Annotated in this window: 19 protein-coding genes and 2 pseudogenes; 13 read left to right on the top strand and 8 right to left on the bottom strand. The window is 58.0% G+C overall.

All coding sequences use genetic code 11. The annotated features are described in order from the left end of the window. Positions 1-107 precede the first annotated feature (107 nt). The 3 genes from ACM5SV_RS12805 (at position 108) to ACM5SV_RS12795 (ending at position 1,507) form a co-directional block, all read left to right on the top strand. Positions 108-530, top strand: coding sequence for a hypothetical protein (locus tag ACM5SV_RS12805; protein WP_419425269.1), 423 nt, complete (start codon positions 108-110; stop codon positions 528-530). Positions 531-630: 100 nt separating this feature from the next. Next, positions 631-927 (top strand): hypothetical protein, encoded by a 297-nt coding sequence (locus tag ACM5SV_RS12800; RefSeq protein ID WP_003554796.1) that lies wholly within the window; start codon positions 631-633, stop codon positions 925-927. Further along, positions 917-1,507, top strand: a complete 591-nt coding sequence (locus ACM5SV_RS12795) for a type II toxin-antitoxin system VapC family toxin (protein ID WP_012760370.1) — start codon at positions 917-919, stop codon at positions 1,505-1,507. The genes ACM5SV_RS12800 and ACM5SV_RS12795 overlap by 11 nt, the downstream gene beginning before the upstream one ends. A 377-nt stretch (positions 1,508-1,884) precedes the next feature. On the opposite strand, the pseudogene ACM5SV_RS12790 reads toward ACM5SV_RS12795, so the two are convergent. Next, positions 1,885-2,278: pseudogene (locus ACM5SV_RS12790) on the bottom strand (response regulator); the annotation flags it as partial. 147 nt (positions 2,279-2,425) lie between these two features. On the opposite strand from ACM5SV_RS12790, the gene ACM5SV_RS12785 reads away from it, so the two are divergent. The 6 genes and pseudogenes from ACM5SV_RS12785 (at position 2,426) to ACM5SV_RS12760 (ending at position 9,976) form a co-directional block, all read left to right on the top strand. Beyond that, positions 2,426-3,850, top strand: coding sequence for an efflux transporter outer membrane subunit (locus tag ACM5SV_RS12785; RefSeq protein ID WP_419425268.1), 1,425 nt, complete (start codon positions 2,426-2,428; stop codon positions 3,848-3,850). After that, positions 3,850-4,965, top strand: coding sequence for an efflux RND transporter periplasmic adaptor subunit (locus ACM5SV_RS12780; RefSeq protein ID WP_221971934.1), 1,116 nt, complete (start codon positions 3,850-3,852; stop codon positions 4,963-4,965). The genes ACM5SV_RS12785 and ACM5SV_RS12780 overlap by 1 nt, the downstream gene beginning before the upstream one ends. Next, positions 4,962-8,030, top strand: coding sequence for an efflux RND transporter permease subunit (locus ACM5SV_RS12775; RefSeq protein ID WP_221993326.1), 3,069 nt, complete (start codon positions 4,962-4,964; stop codon positions 8,028-8,030). The genes ACM5SV_RS12780 and ACM5SV_RS12775 overlap by 4 nt, the downstream gene beginning before the upstream one ends. A 15-nt stretch (positions 8,031-8,045) precedes the next feature. After that, the gene (locus ACM5SV_RS12770) at positions 8,046-9,227 is read left to right on the top strand and encodes a patatin-like phospholipase family protein (RefSeq protein WP_419425267.1); all 1,182 of its coding nucleotides are present in this window, start codon (positions 8,046-8,048) and stop codon (positions 9,225-9,227) included. A gap of 12 nt (positions 9,228-9,239) precedes the next feature. Continuing rightward, a pseudogene (locus tag ACM5SV_RS12765) lies at positions 9,240-9,497 on the top strand (FCD domain-containing protein); the annotation flags it as partial. Continuing rightward, complete coding sequence (locus ACM5SV_RS12760) at positions 9,494-9,976, top strand: peptidase (protein WP_419425266.1); 483 nt, start codon at positions 9,494-9,496, stop codon at positions 9,974-9,976. The pseudogene ACM5SV_RS12765 and the gene ACM5SV_RS12760, both read left to right, overlap by 4 nt. Before the next feature lie 569 nt (positions 9,977-10,545). Here ACM5SV_RS12760 and ACM5SV_RS12755 read toward each other — a convergent pair. Continuing rightward, positions 10,546-10,788 carry a helix-turn-helix domain-containing protein gene (locus tag ACM5SV_RS12755; RefSeq protein ID WP_017997293.1) on the bottom strand — a complete coding sequence of 81 codons (243 nt, stop codon included), beginning with the start codon at positions 10,786-10,788 and terminating at the stop codon, positions 10,546-10,548. A gap of 98 nt (positions 10,789-10,886) precedes the next feature. Between ACM5SV_RS12755 and ACM5SV_RS12750 the strand changes: the two genes are divergently transcribed. Continuing rightward, the gene (locus ACM5SV_RS12750) at positions 10,887-11,777 is read left to right on the top strand and encodes a LysR family transcriptional regulator (RefSeq protein ID WP_419425265.1); all 891 of its coding nucleotides are present in this window, start codon (positions 10,887-10,889) and stop codon (positions 11,775-11,777) included. A gap of 468 nt (positions 11,778-12,245) precedes the next feature. Here ACM5SV_RS12750 and ACM5SV_RS12745 read toward each other — a convergent pair whose 3' ends face one another. After that, positions 12,246-12,869: an outer membrane protein gene (locus tag ACM5SV_RS12745; protein ID WP_003554784.1), complete on the bottom strand. Its 624-nt coding sequence runs from the start codon at positions 12,867-12,869 to the stop codon at positions 12,246-12,248. A gap of 960 nt (positions 12,870-13,829) precedes the next feature. Between ACM5SV_RS12745 and ACM5SV_RS12740 the strand changes: the two genes are divergently transcribed. Further along, on the top strand, positions 13,830-14,216 hold the full coding sequence (locus ACM5SV_RS12740) for a response regulator (RefSeq protein ID WP_419425264.1): 387 nt from the start codon (positions 13,830-13,832) through the stop codon (positions 14,214-14,216). Between the two features lie 40 nt (positions 14,217-14,256). On the opposite strand, the gene ACM5SV_RS12735 is transcribed toward ACM5SV_RS12740, so the two are convergent. Then, positions 14,257-14,475 (bottom strand): hypothetical protein, encoded by a 219-nt coding sequence (locus tag ACM5SV_RS12735; RefSeq protein WP_003554781.1) that lies wholly within the window; start codon positions 14,473-14,475, stop codon positions 14,257-14,259. A 323-nt stretch (positions 14,476-14,798) separates the two neighbouring features. Continuing rightward, a complete protein-coding gene (locus ACM5SV_RS12730) occupies positions 14,799-14,984 on the bottom strand; it encodes a hypothetical protein (RefSeq protein ID WP_003554779.1) in 186 nt (61 codons plus the stop codon). Positions 14,985-15,976: 992 nt separating this feature from the next. Here ACM5SV_RS12730 and ACM5SV_RS12725 point away from each other — a divergent pair. Further along, a complete protein-coding gene (locus ACM5SV_RS12725; protein ID WP_003554775.1) occupies positions 15,977-16,525 on the top strand; it encodes a response regulator in 549 nt (182 codons plus the stop codon). Positions 16,526-17,035: 510 nt separating this feature from the next. Here the strand turns inward: ACM5SV_RS12725 and ACM5SV_RS12720 are convergent. From ACM5SV_RS12720 to ACM5SV_RS12710, 3 genes are all read right to left on the bottom strand, one after another. After that, a complete protein-coding gene (locus ACM5SV_RS12720; protein WP_003554773.1) occupies positions 17,036-17,314 on the bottom strand; it encodes a hypothetical protein in 279 nt (92 codons plus the stop codon). A gap of 9 nt (positions 17,315-17,323) precedes the next feature. Next, a complete protein-coding gene (locus ACM5SV_RS12715; protein WP_017997555.1) occupies positions 17,324-17,623 on the bottom strand; it encodes a DUF982 domain-containing protein in 300 nt (99 codons plus the stop codon). Positions 17,624-17,692: 69 nt separating this feature from the next. Next, positions 17,693-18,166 (bottom strand): Hsp20 family protein, encoded by a 474-nt coding sequence (locus ACM5SV_RS12710; RefSeq protein ID WP_017997554.1) that lies wholly within the window; start codon positions 18,164-18,166, stop codon positions 17,693-17,695. A gap of 1,033 nt (positions 18,167-19,199) precedes the next feature. Here ACM5SV_RS12710 and ACM5SV_RS12705 point away from each other — a divergent pair. Further along, a complete protein-coding gene (locus tag ACM5SV_RS12705) occupies positions 19,200-19,508 on the top strand; it encodes a hypothetical protein (RefSeq protein WP_419425263.1) in 309 nt (102 codons plus the stop codon). Positions 19,509-19,517 lie beyond the last annotated feature (9 nt).

Genomic DNA, 19,517 nt, shown 5'->3' with positions numbered 1-19,517 from the left:
CGGTTACGACCTTGATTTTGGTCCATTTGTCGACGTCAGCATCAAGAGGAAAGGGCAAACCCTCTCGCAGCATGAGGGTAAGCTCAGGCGTTCTGTCCGACTTATAGATGCAGATCCTCGTCGCACGGCGCCCAATTGCACGATTTCATGACGGTTATATTGCACTGCGTCATGATCTATTGCAACGCCGCAAAATCCTTTTCGGCAGTGCCCTCGTCGACGGCAGTTCCCTTGTCGCTAACCCCGCTGACTTCCCCACTGACCTGGGTCACGAAAGGTTAACCACGCAGAATGCCGCCCACCGTTTCAAGGCCGAACGGGTGTTCGCCGATGCTTCGATGGTCGTCGACCTCCTGATTTTGATCGACATCTCGGAGATGATCCGCGATGCCGGCTACTATGTAGCCGAGGCGACTTCCGGCGACGAGGCGTTCGCGTTCCTCGAAACGCCCGGCTCCCTGGAGCTCCAAACTCGCAGCCGTCGAGACGACGGCGAGGATCCACCAATGTCCCCGTCGTCATTGCCATGATGATTTGCCGAGAACGCCTGGATCGCAACCTGCCGACCGCTATGGAAGCTTGCCTTCCCGTTCAACGCAATCTATATTCTGTTCAACGCAGGAGCATCTCATGGGCACCCAACCACAAAGTGCGGCGGAACGCGAAGCGAAGGTCGCGTTAGCCCGCAACAAGCTCGTGCTCGAGCAAGCGAAGGCCGTCGGTCTCCTTGGCACGGCGAAGAATACCCGCTTGTCGGGGCGAGTGCCTTCGGAGCTGATCGAGGCAGCTAAGAAGCGGGCCCATGTTACCTCCGACACCGAGCTGCTGGAATTGGCGCTTTCACGGCTGGCTCTCGAAGACGACTTTGGCTCGCGCCTGGTGGGCCGCAAGGGCCGCATCCCGACGGATATCGATCTTGGGATTTGATCTCTCTGAAGCCCTCCGATCACTAAAACCCCAGAAGCACGTCGGGTCGCTCGAGCGCAGGCCCGACGAAGATCTTCCCTGGGTTGCTGACGAACCGGCAATTGGAGGGCCTCTGTTCCTGGACACCAGCGTCTATCTGGATGTGCTTCAAGGTCGCTCGCCGGTGGAGGTCGATAGGCTGATTACGTATCGACTATGCCACCATTCGGCGGTCTGCCTGTCTGAGTTGACCCATGCCTTCGGCCGACTGGACCCCAGGCACGCCTCAACAAAGGCGGTCCTCGACACAATCGCGGCGACGGTCGATGACATTCCGGAACACCGACTTCACGCCCCAGATGCAGCCATCTGGGGACATGCCGGCGTGTTGGCGGGTCTGCTCTTTCGTCTGAGCAGCCTGCCAAAGGGGGAGCGACATGAGCGCCGCTTCGTCAATGACGCCATGGTCTTCTTGCAGGCACGGCAGCTGGGTGCGAGCGTGCTGACTGGCAATGTCCGCGACTTCGATTTCCTCTCACAGATCATACCGACCGGTCGGGTCATCCTCTATCGAGCCCGAGTGGAGGCGCGATCATTATGAACGCCCAATTCTCACTCTCGGTCGCTATTCTGCACGAACTGGAACAGCTGGGGCTGGCACCGGCAACAGATGTCAACTGCCCGCGGCATACGCAGGTATTCTGCGTTTTGTGGCGGCCGGCTTGATCCGGTAGGTGATGCGCGCCGCCGCAAAGAACCTTGACGCCCGCCGTTGTCAGAGCAAGGTACGACCGCCTCGGTCGATCAGATCACGCCCCAGCCGCGTTAAGCAGCATTGATTGGCATCTCGAATGCGATGCGCGACGTCCGGTCGAACGTCACCCGTCGACGCTAGGAAGCTAGCGGCGTTGCTCGATGTAGCCCTAAAGCTGGAAGAGTGATGGCCACACGCAGACCCCCAGTCGCCTTGTTTTGCGCGGTTGCCGAACCACCGTGCCATTCTGCCGCCCGTCGTGTGATCGCCAAGCCAAGGCAGATCGCACGGATCCGTGCCGCGAGCTCGCCCGGTGAACAAGGACGTAATCATCCGCCCCGAGATTGAGACAGGAAATGCGGTCGACATCATCTCCACGAGCCGTCAGCATCAACACGGGCACATCGCTTACCTGTCGAATTTTCCGCAAGACCTCAATGCCGCTCACGCGGGGCATCATGATATCCAGAACGACGATATCGGTTGAAGGCGACATCGCTTCGCAACACCGATCCTACCATCCGCGGTTGTCTCGACAACGAAACCCTCCTCGGTCAGGTATTCGCCGAGCAAATTCGTAAGCTCGATATCATCATCGATCAAAAGCACGTTGGTCATGTAATTGCACCCGTCAATTCGATGGGTGCAGCTTAAGGCTAGCAGGCGGGGAATACAGCAGTTTTACCTAACTTAACACGTTCTTGACCGACATTAACATCGCGATCCCTATAGTGCGGCCGACAGCTTCAGGGCAGCCGGGATTTCATGCGCATAGTTTTCTCCTCAGTTTCCATCCTCGCCATTTTGGCGGTACTCAGCGGTTGTACCAGTCTTGGCGCACTCAAACCTTCGAGGTCTGTCGTGGCGCCCTATTGGCACGCGACACTGCCGCACGGAGGTCGCTCCCCCGAGCTCGTCGCGTGGTGGGCAAGCTTTAAAGATCCTTCGCTGACGGAGTTACTGACGCTGGCTGAACGGGAAAATCCCACGGTTCAGGAAGCTGTCGCCAACATTGACAAGGCGCGTGCGACGCTCGATAGCGCAAGGGCTAGCCTCTTCCCGTCGCTGGGCGGGTCCGCCTCGGCAACGCGCGAGGCTAACAACGGGGACGACCTCAACAAAATCGTGGCTGGAACGAACAGGAGTGGCGGTCTCGACGCCGCCTGGGAACTCGATTTGTTCGGCAAGACCAAGAAAGAGACACAGGCCGCGGCCTTACGAGCCCAGGGCAAGGTCTGGTCGTGGCATGACGCGCGGATCTCGGTCGCTGCCGAGGTCGGTGATTACTATGTCCAATATCGCGCCTGTCGTCAGTTGGAACAGCTTTACCGTGACGAGCTTGCATCGCAGAGAGAAACGATACTCGCGACTGAAAAATCGGCGCAGTCCGGCTTTACATCAACAGCCGATCTGGCGCTCTCCCGAGCGAGCGCTGCGACATCCTCTTCCAATCTGACGGCCCAGCGCGGGGACTGCGAAATCATCGTCAAGTCATTGGTCCAACTGACGGCCACCGATGAGTTTGTGATCAGAACATTGCTGGATCACGGTAAGAGTCGCATTCCACAGCCGTCATCGTTGCGGATCCTCTCTGTACCGGCGGATGTTTTGCGACAAAGGCCCGACATCAACGAGCTGGAAGCGGAAGTCGCGGCAACGATTTCAGATGTCGGCGCTGCGAAGGCCGACCTCTATCCCAGTCTCAGCTTGAGTGGATCCATCTCAATCAGCCAGTCCACCGTAACCGGCAGATCGGTTCCGTGGTCATTTGGGCCCGCATTGTCGATACCGCTGTTTGATGGCGGGACGAAAAGGGCTGCCGTCAGAAGCGCAGTTGCGGATTACGATGTTGCTGTCGCAAGTTACAAGTCCGGCGTCTTGACGGCTGTCGCCGACGTGGAGACAGCTCTTATTCGTGTCAACACAGCTCTGAAGCGTATCAGCGATGCAAAGACCGCCGCTGACAATTATCAAAGCTACTTCCGCTCGGTCGATGAGAACTGGAAATCCGGTGGCGCCAGTATCCTCGACCGCGAGGAGGCCCGTCGTTCGGCACAGTCCGCCGCCATCACCCTCATCGAAATCAGGCGCGACGCGGTCCAGTATTGGATCGCCCTCTACAAGTCTCTCGGCGGCGGTTGGGCTGCCCCGGCTGGCGCGCCAATTGCCTCTGCCAATGGAACACACTGATGCGTAGATTTGCTTTCATCCTGGTCGCGACGACGGTCGCGTTAACGCCCTATCTTGCGCGTAGCGAGGACACCGAACAGAGTACCGCTCAAGCAGCTGCCTTGACCGTTGCCGTCGCCGCTCCGCGGACCCTGGAGTGGCCCGTGACGATACCCGCGAGTGGTCGCCTTGCCGCCTGGCACGAGGCGGTCATCGCGGCCGAGGTCAGCGGCCTAAAGATCTCCGATGTTAGAGCGGATGTGGGCACCGCGGTAAAAAAAGGCGATCTGCTCGTCCAGTTCGACGCCGAGACCTCTCAAGCGGAACTGGAACAACAGCAGGCCACCGTTGAAAAGCAGGAAGCGGCTCTCGACCAGGCAGTCGCGGACGCTGATCGCGCTCGTGGATTGACCGGCTCAGGTGCGTTGTCCAAGCAGCAGACGACGGAATATCTGATTTCCGAGCGGAAAGCGAAAGCCGACGTCTTATCTGCCAAGGCAGCACTTGCCTCTGCCCAACTCACCTTGGAGCGCACGAAGGTTTACGCGGTAGACGACGGGGTTATTTCCGAACGCTCCGCATCTCTTGGAAACGTTGTGAATGCCGGTGATCAGCTGTTCAAGCTGATCCGGCAAAACAGAGTCGAATGGAAGGCCGAGTTGCCGGTCAAACGGCTGGCCGATGTCAAGGAAGGGACCAAAGCCGTCATAAAGACGCCGGTCGGTGACGTCGGCGGCGAGGTGAGGTTGGTTTCGCCGACGACCTCGACAGACAATGGGCGCGTGACTGTTTACGTGACCTTGCAGCCGGACCAGGGAATGCCAGCACCCAAGACGGGCATTCTGGCGAGTGGCTATTTTGAGTTCGACCAGAAAGACGCTCTGACCGTGCCTGAGACCGCGGTGACCCTCAAGGACGGATTTTCTTACGTTTTCATCCTGAAGGAGGCTGAAAAGCTCACCGTGGCGCGCAAGCGCGTCGAAACGGGCCGGCGCCAAGACGATCGTGTCGAAATCGTCTCGGGGATAGACAAGGTCGACAAGGTCGTGACATCCGGCGGCGCCTTCCTGGCTGATGGTTCGGTTGTAAGAGTGTCGGAAGACGCTCAGTCAGCGAAGAACGAGGAGGCGAAATGAATTTTTCCTCCTGGTCCATTCGCAATCCCGTTCCGCCAATTCTGCTTTTCATTTTGTTGACGGCCTGCGGGCTATGGGCCTTCAACCGTCTCGATATCCAAAATTTCCCCGACATGGACCTTCCAACGATCGAGATCAGCGCGTCGCTCGATGGAGCAGCCGCATCTCAGCTTGAAACGGAGGTCGCGCGCAAGATCGAGGATGAGCTGACGGGCCTCACCAAGCTGGACTCCGTTACCACGACGATAACGGACGGTTCGGTCAGCATCTCGGTAGCATTCGAAGTCGGAAAGGACACCCAAGAAGCCCTCGATGAGGTTAAAAGTGCTGTCGACCAGGCGCAAGATGAGCTGCCGGAAGAGATGAATGCGCCGACCGTTACGAAACAGTCGCTAAACTCTTCGCCCTTGATCACCTACGTCGTGCGTTCGGATAAGCTGGATTCGGCTGAACTTTCTTGGTTCATCGACAACGACATGTCACGTGCGCTGATGGCGGTGGACGGGGTTGGCGAAGTCGGCCGCCTGGGAGGGGTCGACCGGGAAATCAGGGTGGAGCTGAACGCAAACCTGCTCGACGGCTTGGGATTGACCGTAAACGACGTCAACAGCCAGGTTGAAGCGGTACAATCCGACCTGTCAGGTGGCAAAGGTAGAATTGGCGGCGAAAGCCAGTCCGTTCGCACATTGGCTGCCGTAAAGAGCGCCGAGCAACTTGGTGCGATGGCGATCCCCTTGCCCGAAGGCAGCTGGGTTGGCTTGGATGAACTCGGAACGGTGACCGATTCACACAGCGATCTAACCTCGCTCGCTTATCTGAATGGCAAGCCGGTGATTGCCGCTCAGATCAAACGGTCGAAAGGTTATTCGGATACGGCGGTCACTGACAAAGTCCGTGACGCCATGAAGGTATTCGCCGCGGCCCATCCCGAAGTGACGATTGAAGAGGCTTACAACACCATCGTGCCGACCGAGCAGAACTATGAGTCGTCGATGCATATGGTCTACGAGGGGGCGTTGATCGCTGTCTTCGTTGTCTGGTTGTTTCTTCGCGATTGGCGGGCGACGCTTCTGGCTGCGGTGGCATTGCCCCTATCGATCATTCCCACGTTTCTCGTGATGTATATGCTCGGCTATTCGCTGAACACCATAACGCTGTTGGCAATCTCGTTGGTGGTCGGCATTCTCGTAGATGACGCGATCGTCGAGATCGAAAATATCGAGCGACACCTCAACATGGGCAAAAACCCATTCGACGCGGCGATGGAAGCGGCAGACGAAATCGGTATGGCGGTCATCGCCACCACGTTTACACTGGTTGCCGTGTTCCTACCCACGGCATTCATGGGTGGAATTCCCGGCATCATCTTCAAACAGTTCGGTATCACGGCTTCCGTTGCCGTTCTGACTTCTCTCTTGGTCGCACGGTTGGTAACGCCGATGATGGCGGCTTATATGATGAAAGCCAGCGGCAAGGCGCACGAAGAAGACGGTCGCATCATGAGATGCTATCTTTGGCTCGTGAAAGGCGCACTCCGCCGCCGCTGGATACCAATACTCGGAACAGTCGGGTTTCTCGCATTCACGGCACTGCTTCTATCTCATCTGTCCACGGGCTTTTTCCCGGCATCCGACGATGGGCAGACCCAGGTTAGCCTAACAACGCCATATGGATCGACGATCGAAGCGACTGATGAGGCCGCGCGCAAGGCATCGGCGATCATTGCTGGCGTTGACCATGTCACGTCGGTTTTTCAGGCGACGGGCACAGCCTCCACTGGAGGGATGAACGGCACCTCGAATGCGAGCACCAACAGCGCGACGCTCGTCGTCAATCTCACGCCGATCGATGACAGAGATGTCAAGCAGTCACAAATCGAAGCCGATTTGCGCAAGGCATTGGAACAGCTGCCCGGCGTTCGCCTGGAAATCGGTTCCGGCGGCAATGGCACGCAACTCACCCTGACACTGGCAGGCGACAATTCCGAACTTCTTGAAAAGGCCGCGTCAAACCTCGAGGCTGATCTGCGTACTCTTTCGGGCATCGGTAACGTTACGTCATCGGCTGCCATGCAAACGCCTGAAGTCACGATCAAACCTGACTTGGCGGACGCAGCATCCCTGGGTGTCACGTCCAAGGCCATCGCCGAGGCTATTCGCGTTGCAACGGCCGGTGCCTACGACACCGCTTTGTCCAAGCTCAACCTGCCGGAGCGCCAGGTCGCCATTCGGGTCATGCTCGATACGGCAAATCGACAGTCGCTCGACGCCATATCGCTCATTCCTGTCGAGGGAAAAGAGGGTAATGTCGCGCTGGGTGCCATCGCCGATATCTCTCTTGGATCCAGCCCAAGCCAGATAGATCGGCTGGACCGGTCACGAAACGTCTCTTTGACTGTCGAACTGAACGGCAGAAACCTTTCCGACGTGACGGCAGAGGCCGCGCGATTGCCCAGCTATCAGAACCTGCCACAGGGTGTGAAATTCGTTGAACAGGGCGAGCTCAAGCGTCAGAGCGAGCTGTTCACCAGCTTTGGTACGTCGATGGCGATCGGCATCTTCTGCATTTACGCCGTTCTGGTCCTTCTCTTCCATGATTTCCTTCAGCCGGTGACAATCTTGATGGCACTGCCGCTGGCACTTGGCGGCGCCCTCTTGCCACTCGTTTTGACTGGCACCAGCTTCTCCATGCCAGCGGTTATCGGCCTTCTTCTCCTGATGGGTATCGTATCGAAAAACTCCATTCTCCTTGTCGAGTACGCAATCGAGGCGCGCCGTGCCGGAATGTCTCGTTACGACGCGCTCGTGGACGCCTGCCACAAGCGAGCGCGACCCATCATCATGACAACCATTGCCATGGCCGGCGGCATGCTTCCGGCAGCACTCAGCCTTGTTTCCGGTGACCCAAGCTTCCGCCAACCCATGGGTATCGTCGTGATCGGAGGACTGATCACCTCGACATTCCTGAGCCTTCTTGTCATCCCCGTCGTCTTTACATTTCTGGATGATGTTCTGAACTGGCTGAAAACAAGGCTCCAAGAAGATAACAGGCACGCCGCCGAATAGCCCTTGGAGCGTCCGATGCGTTTTCTGGCGAGGATCCCTCATCTCACCGCGGTTCCACTGACGCGCATGACCCTTGCTGGGCTTGTTTGCCTTTTGATCGGTTGCACCACGGCGCGACCAGTCTTTCAGGAGGTCGATGCACGTCAGGCGGAAATCGCGGGGTTTGAAAACATCCGCGCCCCGTTGGATGGCGAGATCGATTCAGCGATCAGGAAACGCTTTCAGAGGGCTGGATCCCGCGTCCCTCGGAAATACTTGGCGATCTCAGGCGGTGGAGCCGGTGGAGCTTTCTCCGTCGGTGTTCTAAAGGCATGGTCTGAGCGCGGCGATCGGCCAACCTTCGACCTCGTGAGCGGCGTTAGTACCGGGGCCCTCATCGCCCCCTTCGCTTTCCTGGGAACGAAGTATGACCTCGTCCTCGAACATCTCTATACAAGCGGCGTCGCGACGGAACTGCTCGACCGAAAATTCATCGTCAGCGGTCTGCTCGGCGAAAGCTTGTATTCTCAGAAGCCCCTGAGGGAAATGGTCGAGAGATATGTGGACAACCTCCTTCTCACCGAAATTGCTGACGAATACCGAAAAGGCCGAAATCTTTTTGTCCTGACGACCAATCTCGACACTCAACGTGCCGTTCTTTGGGATATGGGCGCCATAGCGAATAGCCCGCGGCCAGACGCTCTCGGCCTCTTCCAAAATGTCCTGATCGCATCGGCCAGCATTCCGGGCGTTTTCCCCGCCGTGCGGATCAATGCGGTGGTTGACGGGCGGCCGATCGTTGAGTTGCACTCCGATGGTGGGCCGTCAGCTCAGATCATGACCGTTCCGGAGGCCGTGTTGTCGAACGTCGATCTGCCGGTTCCCGCTGGGGCCCGGGGATCCGACATGTACTTACTGGTGAATAACGCGTTGATGCCCGAGTTTGCCGTGACGGCAAATTCGACGTTGTCGGTTAGCACAAGGGCGTACTCAATCCTTGTGAAGTCGCAGACGCGTCAATCGCTTTACGCGGTCTATGAATATTGCCGCCGGGTTGGTGCCCAGTTCCATATGGCTACCATCGACGTCATGGTGCCCTATAAGATAAGCGACCCATTTAATACTGGATACATGAGAGCCGTTTTCAAGATCGGCTATGACCGGATGTTAAATGGTCGGCTATGGCGTGATCGACCGACGTTCTCCACAACACAGTAATATTACGAAGGCGACTGGCTCTTCCATTCAACTCTATCCGCGCCCGCGGGCCGCCGCCGACAGGTTGCGATGATCGAGGAATTGCGAAGAAATTGCATTATGTATTCGATAAAATATGACAAGCTGATCGATGAGACGCCATCCTGGCTTGACGACCACGAGAAAATCACCCGCGCATACATTGAAAAACGGACTGACGATGCCGCGGGTTTACTCAAGGACCACATCGAGGGGGCAAGGAAGTGTTTGCTCGGGGTGCAAACCGGATGATCCTCAGGAGCGTTGAGATTGCCCTGCTCATGGAGCACCGTTCGTCGGTCTTCCGATTTTCCTGGTGCGCCAGTTCTGCTTCTCGTGCGTCCCTACCGCAATCGATCTTATCGCTGCCCCTCGCAGCCGAATATTCCATCGACCACAAGGGCCTCTACGCTACGGGTCAGTCGGGTGGCGGCATGATGACGATGGCAATGGATATCAAATACCCCGAGCTATTTTCGGCCTCGGTCGCCGGACAATGGGACCCGGCGCTGGTGAAGCCCCTGGCCCATAAAATTCTCTGGATCCTCGTGTCCCAGGACGATGACAAGGCTTGGCCCGACGAAAGTGCCATGATTGACGTGCTTTCCAAGGAAGGCGCCACTGCCGCGCGGTTTTGGGACGGCACCTGGAATGCAGAGCAGTTTCACGAACCGTTGCGGAGATCGACGCAGAACGGAGCCCGATCAACTTCGTGGCCTTCCGACAGGTAACGGTAATGTATCCAGCCTCGACGACATCTTAGAGTCGTCGTCGGCGATGATCTCTACATATTGAGGCGCGAGCACGAAGGCGGGTCGCGCGATCTGATCGGCAGGGCTCGCCCATGCCACCGCACCGAGACCCTGGAACAGCGTGGCCTCCGTCTCGGTGCTTGTGGCACCGGCGCCGTGCATGTACAGCACCAGCGGATAGGAGCGCGCGGGATCGTAATCCCGAGGTACGAAAAGATTGTACGGCAGTGTTCGCCTGGTTCGTGGGTCCATGAATTCGCGTTGGCGGAACTCATCGACGACCAGGTTGCGGACCGTGGTTGTTCGCAATGCCAACGGCCTGGCGATATGACTGTTCCATCGCTCGTCCGAATGGGTTCGATCTGGGTAATGACAGCCACCTCGCGGCTCTAACCAGCTTTGACACTATGACATCACGGTCTGCGGTTCGCAGCTCTTCAAGACCAGTCTCTTGCTACAGGCTCCGCCGATAATCGCCATGGTGCAATGAGGCGCGGTTCAGCTGGTAGATCTCCTAGACAACTGCTCGCGCAGTAGAATTCGGCGGCCTACTCCCTAGCAAGTCGGCCCAGGGCGTCCAAAGGATCAAAATTCAGTATTCTTGCCAGCTCGAGGAACTCGATGACGTCGACGCGACGTTGGCCGCTCTCCAATCGGGCGACAAACGACTGGTATTCGCCAAGTTTGTCAGCAAGCTCCGTCTGCGTGAGACCTGATGCCTCTCGCTTCTCGACCAGCAGCGCTATCAGCGCTCTATGCCTTTCCGTGCCGAGCGTCTTCGCCACGTTCACCCACCTTGTCTAAGATGGGGTCTTCGATTATATCTGATTTCCAGTTATCTTAAATTCAGATAATTTGCTTAATCCTCGCATCGATCGTGGAACCCCTCATGGAACTACGCCAGCTCTCCTACTTCGTCGCGGTGGCCGAGGAACTGCATTTCGGCCGGGCGGCCGCCAAGGTGCGCATCGCCCAGCCGGCGCTCTCCAACCATGTGCAGGCGCTGGAGCGCGAACTCGGCTGTCCGCTGTTCATCCGCTCGACCCGGCGGGTGGAACTGACGAGGGCAGGGGAGATCTTCCACGAGCGTTGCGTCGGGATCCTGAGCGAGGTCGATCTGTCCGCCGAGATCACCAGGGCGGTGGCCGGCAAGACGATCCGGCAGATCAGGATCGGCACCGTCTATCCGGCCACCACCGGCGTGCTGCCGGCGTTCCTTGGAAAGATCGCCCGCAAGTACCCGGATATCCGCATCCATATATCAAGCGGCAATACCGGCGACATCATCCGCGGCCTGGAAAACGGCCAGATCAATCTCGGCTTCATCAGACCGGTGGAAAACATCGGCTCGTTGCGCTTCTCCTCGATCGCCCATGAGCGGTATCTGCTGGCGGTTTCCCGTACCAACCGGCTGGCGGAACAGGCGGAGATCGTCATCGACGACCTGCGCGGGGAGAAGATCATCGCCTTCAATCGCAAGAACCTCTCCTACACCGAGCGGTACTTCAACGAGAAGTTCGAGGAATACGACCTGACCCGCAACATCGCTTACAGCTGCGACGACACCTATTCACTGGTGTCGCTGGTTTCTGCCGGGCTTGGCATCGGCTTTGCGCCGGAATGGACCGAGGGCCTGCCGAACCGGGCGTTCGAGCTGAAGGCGGTCAGAGGCATCGACTTCAGGGTCGGGCTTGGGGTTGCCTGGAGCAAGGATGACCCGACGGCTTCGCGCGACGACATCGTCGATATCGCCCGCTCGCTGGCACGGCCGAGCAGGTGAGGCGAGGGAGCCCACGGGTACCACTCAAGCGGAACGGCTTGCCGGGGGCAGTCGGTCCCGGGTTCCGCTCGTTCCCGAGCGGCGCTCCGCCAACCCTCCTGCGGCTGCCCTTTTAACCGGTCAAGCCGTGCGCGAACTGGCGCCGTCGCGGACGCGCCTTTGCCTGGTATGCTCATTGTTTGGAGGGGCGACTTTGCCACGCCGGGCACGGCGCCTAGGAGGTCAACCCAGCTGTCATCCAATACAATTTAAAGCTCAGCCGCACTAAGCTCCGCTCCAGCAAGCGTTCCTGCTCATGTCATTGTTGCGGCTTTTTCGTAGCGCCACAATTATTTCGCGACGGGTGGGGGCAACACAATGCGCCTCGGATGCCCTGTGCCGGGCAGACGAGCTGGACTGACCTTAGCTACGGAAAAATTCCCCACCACGATAGGCGGGGTTTCGATCTTGCTGGTTGGCCGACGGTTCTTAGAACTTTACGCCAATGCCAAACTTGAGTTCGTGCTGATCGAGGTCGACGTCAACGCCGAGAACGTCCTTCTCGCCAAAGTCGTTGTACCGATATTCACCACGAGCGAAGATGTTGTTGGTGATCGCGAAGTCGAGGCCGGCTCCTACGGTGTAGCCGTTGAAGGTCTCCGTTTCCTTGTCAAGGCCAGGCAGATCTACGTAACCGCGCGTCGCGGTCCAACCGGCTGCGCCATAGATCAGCGCCTTGTCGAAAGCATAGCCGACACGACCACGAACAGCGCCGGTCCAATCGGTCCCAACGTCAGCTCCCAGCGCTTCCTCTTCATTCCAGTTGTGTTCGAGGTTGCCCTCGATGCCAACAACAATGTTATCGAACTGGAAGTTGTAACCCACAAAACCGCCGAAGATGCCGCCGTTAAAATCCTCGGAAGCGCTGGCACCACCGGCGCTGAAGTCACCGTTAAGCCATCCCGCGCCGCCATCGATACCCAAGTACGGACCGGACCAGGTAAATGCAGGAGCGGCCGCAACGGGAGCGTCCGAAATGACCGGGACCGCATCGGCCGCAAGCGCGGTGGTCGAGACAAGAGCGAGTAGCGTTGCGGCGGCTATCAACTTCATTTTCTGTACTCCGTGTCATACTAATACAACCAGAGGATATAACTCAATCCAACAAAAAGCTGTAGCAGCGGGGGCACACTCGCGAAAATGTACGGTACAGTACACGGTGCGCGCGGCGATCTTGAAAGGCCATCGGCCACGGCTGGCGCGCGTCGCGCCCCTCCCCAGTGCTCAGGCGCGCTGTCCGCTCCGCGCTGACAATGCAGCCGCTCCACGCAAAGTCGGATTGCTCACCGGCGCGCGGTCCCTGAGCGTCTCTCGCCACAAGTTCCCTGCCGGACAAAGACGCTCCCGTTGCGGTGCCCATGAACGCCGCGGGGTAGGTTGGGACGCTCACTGGCCACCAAGCGAGGGTAGTCCGCTCATTCGCATCTCCGACTGTGCTCCGCCTCGCAAATTGGTAGAACGAGCGCCTGCGGAAATTGATAAGCTTCCACCGCCGGACCCGGGCGGTAGCAGGTGAACAATCTAGCTTGGTCGACCTAGACTTCCGTTCCTGCGAGCTTCATCTCATGGACTCTATGGCAAGTGACGCCGCGCGGGCGAACTTAGCGCTTGAACGGATAGCCTTCGCCACAACCTCCGTCGCCGCGTAAAGGATTACAGTCATGCTCGCAAAGAGTTCCAATTCGGTTCGCCTGCGCCTCGCCTGGGGTGAAGTCAGAGCAATCGAGGTCGTTAGGTTGAGCCGTAGGCTCGAAATTGAAATCGAACAGCAGTCCCCATCGCGGTCCTGATCGTCTCCGGGATCAAGCAACCGGCTAGCGCCACGATACCTGGCGTCCCAGTGTCGTCGGTTTTTGCGAAATATCGTCCGCAAGGATGCCATTACGACTGCAGCGTCCATCCGACGGCCATTGATTCAGATTTTATTAAACATGTAAGCGGATCCTAAAACGAGGGTGCAACACACCCGTGTCGAGCCGCGTTAGGCGATCACATATAGTAGGGATCGAACTTATGGCCGTTATTCTCGTCGTCGAAGACGAGCCGTTAATCCGCTTTCTCTTGTCGGATGAACTCGTGGATGCTGGACATACCGTCATCGAAGCCGCCAGCGCTTTGGAAGCCATCGCGGTGCTGGGCAGATGCGATCATTTGGACGTAATGATTACCGATGTCGACATGCCGGGCGGATTGAGTGGAATTGACCTGATGAAGCTAGTGAGATCCGCTCGACCCGAGACGAGCGTATGGGTCGCGTCGGGCCGCGATGTCCGCTCGCAGATCGACCCCGGCGTTTTCTTCTTGCCCAAGCCATACGACTACCGCGAACTGGTCTATATTATTTCCGAACGCGCTCACGTAAGGCAAGTGCTCGCGACCGACCAGCAGCGATCCGGTTGAAAGATTTCGAGAGAGCTCTTCCCGCCGCGCTAGGTACCGCCTACATCTTTCGAAACTGTGCCAGAGCCATCGCCAGGCCGGCTTCGTCGTAGGGTTTACCGAGAAGTACAGCGTCAGAGATCAGCTGGTGGCCATCGATCTGCGGAATGCCGATCATCCCCGATGAGAACACAATCCCCAGCTCTGGTTGTCGGCGCCGACACGCTACAGCGAGATCGGCGCCGGACATACCGGGCAGTCCATGGTCCGTGATCAGCACATCGAGGTCTTCCTGCCGGATCGATCCTCAGCGCGTTTGTCGGCGGACAGCTCCACGGCCTCGTCCCGATGTCGTCATGCTACAAGTCTTGCGGCGATCCTGGTGATTTCCGCGATCAAGGTATGGCGGCACGCGTGAGCTGCCTATTGACCACGAGGGTCGTCTTCCGCAACTGCATGAGCTTCAGCCTGCGACGACCAAACCTCGCATCCTGTTCTTCCGACCGTTGCCTAGCAGCGTATCCCTCTATCGTAACGGTGGGCCAGGGAAGCGGCGGCTTGATTAATGCCACTTCACTTACCCGTGATTGCGCTGTTCGTCGCTCAACTGGTTGTACTTTTTCCAAACTTCTTCGACTTCACGCGAACACCAGGCTTGCCGATCGGCATCATTTTTTCCTTCTCGTCGGGAGCCGGCGCCATGCCCTGCTGTTGACTAGACTCCTTGATGGGGGGTTCGAGGCCTGGATGTTGGTCTGGAGTATCTGTTACCTTGGTCTTGTCTGCCATGTCGCTGCTCCTCGCAGGCTCGAAACGGGGTGCGCGGCGGGCTCCTGGCGAGCGGCTGCCGCATTTAAATCGGCGGCTTTCGGCGGGGGCAGTTCGGCCTGTAGTTGATCGATGCGCTTGAACATGATTGGGCTCCTCGTTGATGGTTGCATCCTGCAAACCTCGACCGTGACGTGTTGTTCCCAAAAATCGGAACGAGGCGTACGGTCTCAAGACTGGCTAATGAAACGGCCTTCCTAGATCGACCTTGGTTGCCCCTGCCGTCCTCGGCACCAAAAGGGGTGAGCAAATCTTTCTCAGTAAAGATAGTGCCAGCCGTCGCTATTAGCGATGTCTGGCGTCCGGATGCCCTGCCAGACCTCGTTCGCGATGGCGCCAACTGACAACTTCGAGGCCGAATAGAATTTTATCAGACTATTGTCGCCAAAATCGACGATGGCCGCCACCACAGATGGCCTGGCAACGCGGTGACGCCCCCGAGGCTCGCTTCGATGTGATAACCGTCCATTTCCGCCAAGCCGTCGCCCCTGCGACCTATGAACTGAAAGCAAACCTTTCTGCGCGTCAGGTATTCGACCGAGAAATGAAACGTGTCACCGTCGGCTGGGTTCGTAAGCAAATGCCAGTTCGGCAAGGATTTCGTGGAAGACAATCGGGCGTTTGCCATTTCGTGCAAACCAGCCGAGCCATCGATTGTTCCCGCACGATGCGGCTTTCCGGCTCGACATGAGGGCCAACCAACACGTGCGACGACAAGCGGAGCTCAGCCGGACCAAGGACTTGGTACCTCGGATCCGCCGCTCGACGTGCATGCATCCGCTGTCTGGATGCGTGGTCTCGAAATCTGTTCAAGCCCTGATGTCGAAGCAATTTATCGTGCTGTGTGGGAACACCTCCCGTGACGACCATTTTGTACCATTACAGACAAAGCTCTCGCGACCCTCGCCCGAATCTCCAATCGCTCCATTTCAGGCTAAACGAAGGGTTGGCAGATGATCGACAATCGAAACGAATGGATCGCTGCGCGTGCTTATGCGCTATGGGAGCAGGCTGGTCGCCCGTTAGGCCAGGACGAACTGCATTGGGAGCAGGCGGTTCTGGAACGCAACTTGCTTGAACGGACACGTGCCTCGAGCGACGGCGCAGAGGTTTACGCTCGCGTGCCAAGGCGCGCGGATCCGGATCCGGTCGAGGGGAGAAGCGTCCTGATCGTGGAGGACGAGCCACAGCTTCGCTACAACATCGTCGATTTCCTCGACAAGGCCGGATACCGCACCCTCGAGGCGGCCAACGCAGACGAGGCGTTGATCCACTTACGGCACAACGACGTCGATGCGCTGTATACCGATATTAATATGCCGGGAAGCATGGACGGCCTGGGGCTTGTCGCCACCGTCCGCAGTCGGTGGCCGCACATGCGGATCATCGTAACGTCAGGCTTCGTGAATCTCTCGCATCGTGACCTAGAGGCTGGAGTAACGTTTGTATCGAAGCCCACCAGCGGACTTGAATTGCTCAATCTCATGGCCAATTCCGCCTAGGCGTGACCGACAATTGTGCTTGGCCGGTCGAAGCCTGGTCGTCTGCTTGAGACCGGGCCTAGTAACGTCGCAATTTGAACAGGGCATTCACAGCAAACAAAAAGTGAAATTTTCGCCCTTGTTCGAAACTAGCCTGAGTCTGCTGGTCAACCATGCACTACGAGACCAGGCGCAATGCGGAACAAAAGTGTACGACCCATGTATCTGGGACGCAGTTGCCGTGCCTCTTAGCCATCAAGAGCGACCCCGATGAACTTGCTACTTACCGTCTGGCTGAGGCCGATCGCCAGCACCTGCTCGCGCGAGCTGAACGGGTACTGCTGCCAAAAGGGATGGTACTTTTGCAGCCAGACCGTCGGCGGAGTACGTTTATTTTGCATCGACGGGCATAGGCAGGGGCGGCGATGACCTTTATTCCAGCAGAGATGCCGAAGACATACTTCTCGTGGTTGGTAGCCCCCGTCGCTCAACACGCTAGTTCCTTCAAGCGGCCGACTGGCCGGCCATTCTTCAGATGCCATAGCGCCGATCGAGTTCATCGAGGGCGGACCGCACGTCATCGATCGAAACTGGCTCTGGTGTACCGGGCGGCCGACGGAGGGCGGGCTTCGACTCGACCGCGTAAAAATCCGACGCCCAGGCGGCCAGGATCGTGCGCTTATCATCGACCGATAGGGACGGCTCTCTCACCACGTCGACCGGGCGCTTGAGCTGCATGCGCGGAACCAGAACCGCGGGGCCCATCGCCATCGCGTTGCCGATGGCCTGCCGCAGCATGTCGTGCATCATCGGACTACCTCAACGAACGTGTGGATCGCTGTCGCCTGGCAGACGAGACGCGGCGATCATGTTGTTTTCCGGCGCGAGAAGATCGTGTTTCTTCGCGAAGGCGGCAAACAGGCCCCGCGCGGTCTCTGCTTCGATCTCACCGCGCAACGCGGCTCTGCATGCCTTTAGTGCGACCGCGTGCGCCGCGTCTCTCGGTGAACCCGGGCATTCGACGAGATGCCGGTAGGCGTCCATCACACTGCGAACCTCGGCCGGAAAGCCTAAGCCGACAAAAATTGAGACAGGCTGTTTGAACATATCGGGTTTCATCGCTCTCTCCTCCTAACCCGTGTTGACGGGCGCCGTGGTCACGGCGCCCTTGGTCTGCGAACGACGCGGTCAAGCGGCCTTTTGTGCTTCGATCTGCGCGGGAGCAGCGGAATTCGGTGCGGGAGCGTTCAGTATGGAGATTTTCCGCGGCTTCAGTGCCTCTGGAATCTCGCGAACGAGTTCGATCGAAAGAAGACCATTGCTGAGCTCCGCCCTATTCACCCTCACGTGGTCGGCAAGTTCGAACCGATGTTCGAACGGCCGGCCGGCTATGCCGCGATGCAGGTAGCCTTCATGTGCGGCCTCCTGCTTCTTGCCCGTCACGGACAGCAGATTGGATTGGAAGGTGATGTCGAGATCGTTTTGGGTGAAGCCCGCCACCGCGATCGAAATCCGATAGCTGTCATCCCCGCTCTTGATGATGTCATAGGGCGGCCAGTCGTTGATCGAGCGGGCGCGCTGGGCGTTTTCGAGAAGATGAAAGACCCGGTCGAACCCGACGCTCGAACGGTAGAGCGGTGCATAGTCGTAAGATGTTGCCATAGCCATATCCTCCTTGAAGCAACATGGTACCGAAGCGCCGAAAGACGGCGCCTCCAGCAAGGCCAGCCCTTCCTTAGCGGCTGGCGGCATCGATTTGGTTTTTTACAATTTCGGATTCAAGAGCCGCAACAGAAAATTTTTCGCGGGCCTCGTCACCCGGCCTCCGCCTTCCATTGACCTCGGACTTGCTTATGCCGAGAGAAGCCTGCAAATTTTGGACGGAGTACGGATCATCGCCCCGCGCCTCCAGTCGCAAGCGTTCAGGCCTCTGCTCTTGTTCCTGCTCCTGGAGGCTGATCAGTTTGGGTAGTATTACAATGTCCTGGCTTTCATCGCGCGTTCCACTTGCTGTCCTCCGTCCTAGGACCAAGGACAGCAAAGCATGCCATGCCCCTTGTCAAAGACCCGCCGCAAACACCGGGTGTTCTCCGTTCCGCAGTGGTCTAGCCGCCGAAGGCCAAAACTTCGTTATTTTCACCAAGACCAGACCGCCTGGATCTTCCACAAAAGAGATTGATAGCAAATTTCTCGCACTAGGAGTGGCTTTACATCGTCGATGTCATAGGGCACCGCCGGAATCGGGATCGAGGGTCTTGCCGTGGATTTAGAGAGCAGTGTGCGAACAGTAGATCTTATCTCGCTGGTATCATCCTGGGAAGACGGCGCCGGGAAAGAGCTTAAAAACAGCCGCGGAGGCCCGTACTTGCTACGGGGTTTCTGGTCGGGCTTGAGGTCACGTGGCTACCTCACCTGTTGCGTATGGTACGCGAGGAAGCATTACGCTGTCTACTCGGTCGTCCCCGGAACTGGCTCTAGCGTTGATGCGCGGAAAACTGGATGTTACCCATGGCGGCTTCAATGAAAAGGCCGCGAACTTGGCGTCTCCTCTAAAGGTTTTAGACCGAAACAAAGAGAGAACATTGCATTTTTCGCCCCGATATCAATAATCCGAGTTATCGGGTCCTAGATGCGGTGAAACTACTGGCGAGCCGAGGCGTTCTGATCCTGTGACAACAACAAGCAGGAGAAAGTAATGGCGGACGACAGCACCACCACGATCCGGGCGATTTTCGAGACACGCGAGGCAGCCGACCGTGCAGTTGAACACCTTGATCAACAGCACGGCATCTCAAGGCCCGACATCTTCATTCAATCCACCACCGATCGAAATACCGTTGGCTCAGTGCCATCGGGCGGTGATGCTTCCCACGCAGACGGCGCCCGCGATGACGCAGCCCTCGAAGGCGACATCGAGGTTTCGGCGGATATTGCAGCCAGTCAGATCGCCGCCGTCCAACGCAGTCTCGGTGACGCCGGTGCGGTCCATGTATCGCGTCGATAGGTCAGTGAT

The sequence above is a fragment of the Rhizobium sp. CRRU65 genome (assembly GCF_048551595.1).
Taxonomy (GTDB): domain Bacteria; phylum Pseudomonadota; class Alphaproteobacteria; order Rhizobiales; family Rhizobiaceae; genus Rhizobium; species Rhizobium leguminosarum_J.
The sequence above is the reverse complement of the archived record's forward strand: the minus strand, read 5'-3'. Positions and strand labels throughout refer to the sequence as shown.

Excerpts from the sequence above, each read along its gene's own strand:
- ACM5SV_RS12805 (WP_419425269.1), top strand. The coding sequence starts at position 108 with ATGCAGATCCTCGTCGCACGGCGCCCAATTGCACGATTTCATGACGGT.
- ACM5SV_RS12800 (WP_003554796.1), top strand. The coding sequence starts at position 631 with ATGGGCACCCAACCACAAAGTGCGGCGGAACGCGAAGCGAAGGTCGCG.
- ACM5SV_RS12785 (WP_419425268.1), top strand. The coding sequence starts at position 2,426 with ATGCGCATAGTTTTCTCCTCAGTTTCCATCCTCGCCATTTTGGCGGTA.
- ACM5SV_RS12780 (WP_221971934.1), top strand. The coding sequence starts at position 3,850 with ATGCGTAGATTTGCTTTCATCCTGGTCGCGACGACGGTCGCGTTAACG.
- ACM5SV_RS12775 (WP_221993326.1), top strand. The coding sequence starts at position 4,962 with ATGAATTTTTCCTCCTGGTCCATTCGCAATCCCGTTCCGCCAATTCTG.
- ACM5SV_RS12770 (WP_419425267.1), top strand. The coding sequence starts at position 8,046 with ATGCGTTTTCTGGCGAGGATCCCTCATCTCACCGCGGTTCCACTGACG.
- ACM5SV_RS12760 (WP_419425266.1), top strand. The coding sequence starts at position 9,494 with ATGATCCTCAGGAGCGTTGAGATTGCCCTGCTCATGGAGCACCGTTCG.
- ACM5SV_RS12750 (WP_419425265.1), top strand. The coding sequence starts at position 10,887 with ATGGAACTACGCCAGCTCTCCTACTTCGTCGCGGTGGCCGAGGAACTG.
- ACM5SV_RS12745 (WP_003554784.1), bottom strand. The coding sequence starts at position 12,869 with ATGAAGTTGATAGCCGCCGCAACGCTACTCGCTCTTGTCTCGACCACC.
- ACM5SV_RS12740 (WP_419425264.1), top strand. The coding sequence starts at position 13,830 with ATGGCCGTTATTCTCGTCGTCGAAGACGAGCCGTTAATCCGCTTTCTC.
- ACM5SV_RS12730 (WP_003554779.1), bottom strand. The coding sequence starts at position 14,984 with ATGGCAGACAAGACCAAGGTAACAGATACTCCAGACCAACATCCAGGC.
- ACM5SV_RS12725 (WP_003554775.1), top strand. The coding sequence starts at position 15,977 with ATGATCGACAATCGAAACGAATGGATCGCTGCGCGTGCTTATGCGCTA.
- ACM5SV_RS12720 (WP_003554773.1), bottom strand. The coding sequence starts at position 17,314 with ATGATGCACGACATGCTGCGGCAGGCCATCGGCAACGCGATGGCGATG.
- ACM5SV_RS12715 (WP_017997555.1), bottom strand. The coding sequence starts at position 17,623 with ATGAAACCCGATATGTTCAAACAGCCTGTCTCAATTTTTGTCGGCTTA.
- ACM5SV_RS12710 (WP_017997554.1), bottom strand. The coding sequence starts at position 18,166 with ATGGCAACATCTTACGACTATGCACCGCTCTACCGTTCGAGCGTCGGG.
- ACM5SV_RS12705 (WP_419425263.1), top strand. The coding sequence starts at position 19,200 with ATGGCGGACGACAGCACCACCACGATCCGGGCGATTTTCGAGACACGC.